Here is a 4,987-nt window from a genome sequence, read left to right on the forward strand (position 1 = left end):
GGGCGGGGGAGGCCACGGGCATTCTCCGGGATCGGGATGAGGGTATCGGTCCCCACGGTCGAATTCAGTCCGACGGTGAAGGTAAGGGTCCGCAGGCGCACCACGTAGCGCGTGTGCAGGGGCTTCTCGTCGTCGACGAGCTTCCGCACGCTGGCGACGAGCGCCTGCACCGGGGCCGTGTCGAAGTCATACGTGGGCAGTGGAATCTCCACCGCGAAGCTGAAGGGCCGCGTGCCGTCCAGCACGCCGTCGCCGTCGCTGTAGAACTCGGCCAGCGTCGAGTTCTCGCCCAGCAGCAGCGGCGTGGCGGAGACCAGGTCGATGACCCGGATGTCCGGCGCGACGAGCAGGCGCAAGAGCCCCTCCAGCCCGTCGCGAGTCCCGCGCTTGCGGTACAGGGGCATCAGGCCGATGAGCACGGCGCGCCGCCGGTCCACGCTCCAGTCCGGGTTGCCCGTGAAGTCGAGCCATCCCCCGAGCCAGTCCAGGTAGTCGGTGAGCCAGGCCAGCACCGCGGTCCGCCACGGGCCCGTGTCCTTCGACAAGGTGCTGTCGATGGGCACGATGCCGAGCAGGCCATTCAGCGCCCGCAGGTTGCGCGCGGTGGCCACGTCGTTGGGGTCGCCATTGGCGGTGGTGACCTCGATGGGCGGGACGAGCGCGCTCGAACCCGGGAACAGGAAGGACAGGCGGGGGTAGAGCAGCGACGGAAGCACGTCGAGCACCGCCGCCATGCCCCGCTGCACGTTCGCTGACGCTCCGTCGCGCGACCCGAGGATGCTCTCGGGGATGTGCAGGTACTGCTCCAGGAACGACGGCGAGTCCCCGGGCCCCCGGAGCGCGAAGAGCGCGGGGAGGAACCGCAGGTAGCTGTTCGGATCCCCGCTCATGCGTCCTCCTCGAACGGAATCCGTGTGTCCATGGCGACGCGACCATGCACGCCCACCTGGATCGTCCACGTGCTGTAGAGGGCCCGGAGCGTCAGGGACACGAACCAGGGGAAGCCGGCATCGTATGGCGGGGACTCGACCACCGTCGTCACTCCGACCGCCGCATCCCCCACGCGCGTGCCGTTGAGCGCGTCCACCTGGGCGACCAGGGGGAAGCTCGGGTCGATGCCCGGGAGTCCCCCGAGCGCGGCGAGCAGGTCGTGCTCCAGGAGCGGCTGCCCGTAGGTCCAGCCGTCGCCGTCGCTTCCTCCCTTGAGCGGATCCGTCAGCGCGATGAGGCTCGCCGCCGCCGCCCGCAGCACCGTCTCCCCGTCGTAGCCGCGCGCGACGACGAGATCCACGGACGCCACCAGCGGGGTGAAGCGCGCCGCCTCCACGGAGACGGCCGTGCCGATGAGCTGGCGCGGGGCCAGGAACGCACCCACCGCGTACACCAGCTTGTCGTACCCGTTGAGCGACGAGAAGCTGGGGGGCGTCGCGCTCACGGTCAGCGTCCCGTACATCGCCGGGTCAGGCTCCGCGGGCGTGGTCGTGGTGTAGCTCTTCGCGAACTTGAGCGAGTACAGCGGGACGTAGCCGGAGACGATCGTCACCCGCACGCCCGCCTCCTGGTGGTGGACGAACGCGCGCATCACCTTGTCGAACGGCGCGGTGTCGGGAACGCTCGCGGAGCACTGGAGCGACAGGGCCTCGAAGTCCTCGCGGGTCACCGCGCGGTAGGGGCTGGACCAGTAGCGCTGCGCCACCGCGTGCATCTGAGCCGCGTCCACGTCCTGCCCGAGGATGGACACCAGGTAGCGCAGCAGCTCCACGTACGCGGGGTCCATCAGGACGGGCTGGCCACCGAGCGTGATGGTCACCAGCCCGCGCTTCACGATGTCGCGCTGTGCCGTCAGCAGCGCCTGTTCGACGCCCTGTTCGGGCACGCCGGCGGCCATGAGGAGGAAGTTGTGGAACGACGCGTCTGGAACCCGGTCGACCCGGTACGCCGTGGCCTCGCCCACCCAGGCCAGGAGCTGGAGCAGGGTGATGCCTGGATCGGAGGCGTTGTAGTCCGTCCAGTTGGAGCTGAAGGTGGGGATGGCGTTGCGCAACGCCTCGAAGATCTCCGCGTACCCCTCCGGCGCGAGGTCCGGCAGGCGCAGTTCATCCGCCATGGTCCACCTCCAGGGTCACGGTGCCGACGGTCGGGAGCCAGGCTCGCACGAGCGGCAGGGACGCAAGGCCACCGGCGAGGGTGACCCCGTCGATGACCATGACCCCCGGCACGGCTTCCAGCGCCTGCGCCACGTCCGCCGCGTGGACCGTCGCCCCGAAGTCCCAGCCCGCCTCGTGGCCGGGGCCGCCGAGCGGGGCGAAGAAGAGCGCCAGCAGGGCCGTCATCCGCTCCCGGATGAGGGCCTCCTGCTCCCCGGGCTCCAGCACGGCGCGGACGAAGACGTCGATGGGGACGTACTCCGGCCCGACGACGTCCAGCGTGTCCGCCACGACGAAGGGGGCGCGGGCGCGCAGGTACTCGCCCACCTCTTCCACCAGGTCCGAGCTGACGGTGGGCTGGAGGTCCGCGGGCTCACGCGGGACGACCGCGACGAACATCCGTCCGTCCAGCTCCGCGTAGGCCGTGGCCCGGGCGACGCGCTGGGAGGACGTGAGGGCCAGGGTGGCGAAGTCCCCGGCGCTGACAGCCCGGTCGCGCGCCTTCAACCGTCTGGGGCCGAGCGTCCGCAGCGCGTCCAGGGTGTCCGCGCCGGTGCCGCCCCGGGACGGCAGGACGTTCGTGACGGAGTCGATCTCCGGCCGCGCGCGCTGGAGCTGGGTCAGCGTGAGCGCGGGCTGGTTGCCACCCAGGCCCCCGCCGCTGCGGTACTGGCTGGCCTGGATGTTGTTCTCTCCCGGGGGCGGGGCCATGCCTCGCACGCCGTCACCGAACGTCAGCATCCCGCTGGCGTGGTCGAGCAGGTAGTGACGGTCCGTGGCGCTGGAGAAGGAGAAGCTGGACACCTCGGTCCAGGTCACCCACGTCTGAGGCCCCGCGACGGCGGCGAGCGGCTGGCCGCCGGGCACCGTTTGGGGGGCGATGGGCGTCTGCTCGAACACCTGCACCGTCTGTCCCTCCAGCACCGGCTTGCGGGGGAACTCCAGCGTGACGCCCGGTCCTCCCGTGCCTGAGCCGAGGACCTCGTTGGTCCAGAGCACGCCGTTCACCGCGTCCACCGGGTTCGGCACGATGCCCTGGAGCGGCGGCAGCCGCGTGGGGTCGTCCTCGGGAGCGGACAGCCGCAGCCACGCCAGCACCTGCCCGAAGGCGGAGCTGCTCGTCATCCACGAGGGGATCTCCAGCTTCACGATGCCCGTGGTGGTGAAGACGTTGGTGCCGTCCTGGACCTTGAGCGCGCGCCACGTGCTCCCGTCGAAGGCGGACCACGTCGGTGCCGCCGCGGACGCGGCCGGGGGAACGTCGGTGCCGCTGCGCGTGGTGGGCAGCAGCACGAGCAGCGACAGGGTCCGGCCGCGCGCGTGCAAGAGGAAGTCCTCCGGCGCGAAGCCCAGATACCAGGCCGACTCCTGTTCGGGGACGGGCTGGTACGGCAGCAGCTCCAGCGGCGCATCGGTGAACCCGTTGCGCGTGAGGGCCAGCTCGGGGCGCTCGGTGAGTTCGTAGCGCAACCGGAGGGACGCGACGTACGGCGGGACGTAGCTGGGCGGCTGGTACTCGTAGCCGAAGTTGAGGTCGTGCTCCTGGAGGATGTCCAGGACCTCGCCCTTGTCCGTCACGTAGGGACCGATGAGATCGTCGACGACGTACTGCGCGGACTTCACCACCACGATGCCACCGGGCAGGCCGTAGCCGCCCGACGCGATGCGCGCGCGCATCCAGCGGCTCGTGCGGCCGTTGATCGTGGCCAGGGACATGGGAGGGCAGGTGAAGCTCACGCGTCCCGAGTGCGTGAGCGCGTCGGTGCCGTCGAGCACGTCGAGCGGCTGCCAGCCGTCGTCCCAGGACTCCCAGGCGAGCCGGACGGGCGTGGGCGGCGAGATGGAGGTCGCCTCGAAGTCCAGGGAGATGGCCGCGCCCACGCGCGAGAACACGTCCGTCGACGCGATGTAGAAGGCATCCTCCACGGCCGGCATCTGTCCGAAGGGATAGCCGCCCTTGGTGAGGTCCACGGCGGTGCCGTTGGTGTACGTGGCCTCCGCCTGGAGGCGGGGCGAGCGCACGGTGGCGGAGATGTTGCTGATCTGCGGAAGGATCTCCGCGTCGGCGCTCCGGATGCGCACGTCCTCGGAGGGCCTCACGGAGATCCAGAAGGACGTCTGGCCCCCCACCTGCGACGCGGTCGTCTGTGAGAAGCTGGTGAAGGACGCGGTCAGCGTGTCGTAGCGCTCGGGGCTGAACCGCGGGCGCAGCGGGGTGCCGGCGCCGTCCGTCCACCGCGCGAAGTCCGCCTGGAAGAGGTTCACGCCTTGAAGCGTGATGCTCAGCTCCTCCACGGGGGTGGACTGCTGGAACAGCGTCGCGCTGCCCAGCGACAGCACGTGCGCGAGCGGCGTGGCCACCGGGGCGCCGGTGTCGGGCGAGCCCACGAGCGAGGTGACTTCCGAATACGTGTCCGCCGCCGGGGCCAGCATGTAGCCCGCCACCAGCCGCGCGGGCAGCGCCACCAGGGGGCGGGTGGTTTCGAAGAGGAGGTTGGCGTCGGCTTCGGAGGCCACCTGGGTGTTGGGGGGGATCTCCACCGGACCGCTGCCATCGGCGAGCGTGAACGTCAGCGGGACGCGCGCGGCCTGGGGGCCTCGCAGCTCCACGCCGAAGAAGTCGAGGAACGTGAGGAAGTGCTTGTCCGGCGCCCGGTTGAGCTGCGTGCCGAGCGTCGAGTGGAGCTGGGCCAGCAGCTTGAGGACGACGAGCCCGGGATCGTCGGTGGCGAAGTACTGCGGGGACCCCGCGGGCCAGAAGCCCGCCCACTGCGGCAGGTAGACCTTCGCCAGCCGGAGGGCGTCGGCGTACACGTCGTCGCTGGTGCGCGCGTCGAGGA

3 protein-coding genes are annotated in these 4,987 nt (G+C 71.0%); all 3 read right to left on the reverse strand.

From position 1 onward, the window contains the following. A partial coding sequence (locus D7V97_RS39905) for a phage tail protein (protein WP_120615808.1) occupies positions 1-890 on the reverse strand: 890 nt, incomplete at its 3' end. Beyond that, positions 887-2,107: a hypothetical protein gene (locus tag D7V97_RS39910; RefSeq protein ID WP_120615809.1), complete on the reverse strand. Its 1,221-nt coding sequence runs from the start codon at positions 2,105-2,107 to the stop codon at positions 887-889. The genes D7V97_RS39905 and D7V97_RS39910, both read right to left, overlap by 4 nt. Further along, positions 2,097-4,987 (reverse strand): putative baseplate assembly protein (locus D7V97_RS39915; RefSeq protein ID WP_120615810.1); only part of this gene is annotated, 2,891 nt, incomplete at its 5' end. The genes D7V97_RS39910 and D7V97_RS39915, both read right to left, overlap by 11 nt.

This window comes from Corallococcus sp. CA053C (genome assembly GCF_003611675.1).
GTDB lineage: Bacteria > Myxococcota > Myxococcia > Myxococcales > Myxococcaceae > Corallococcus.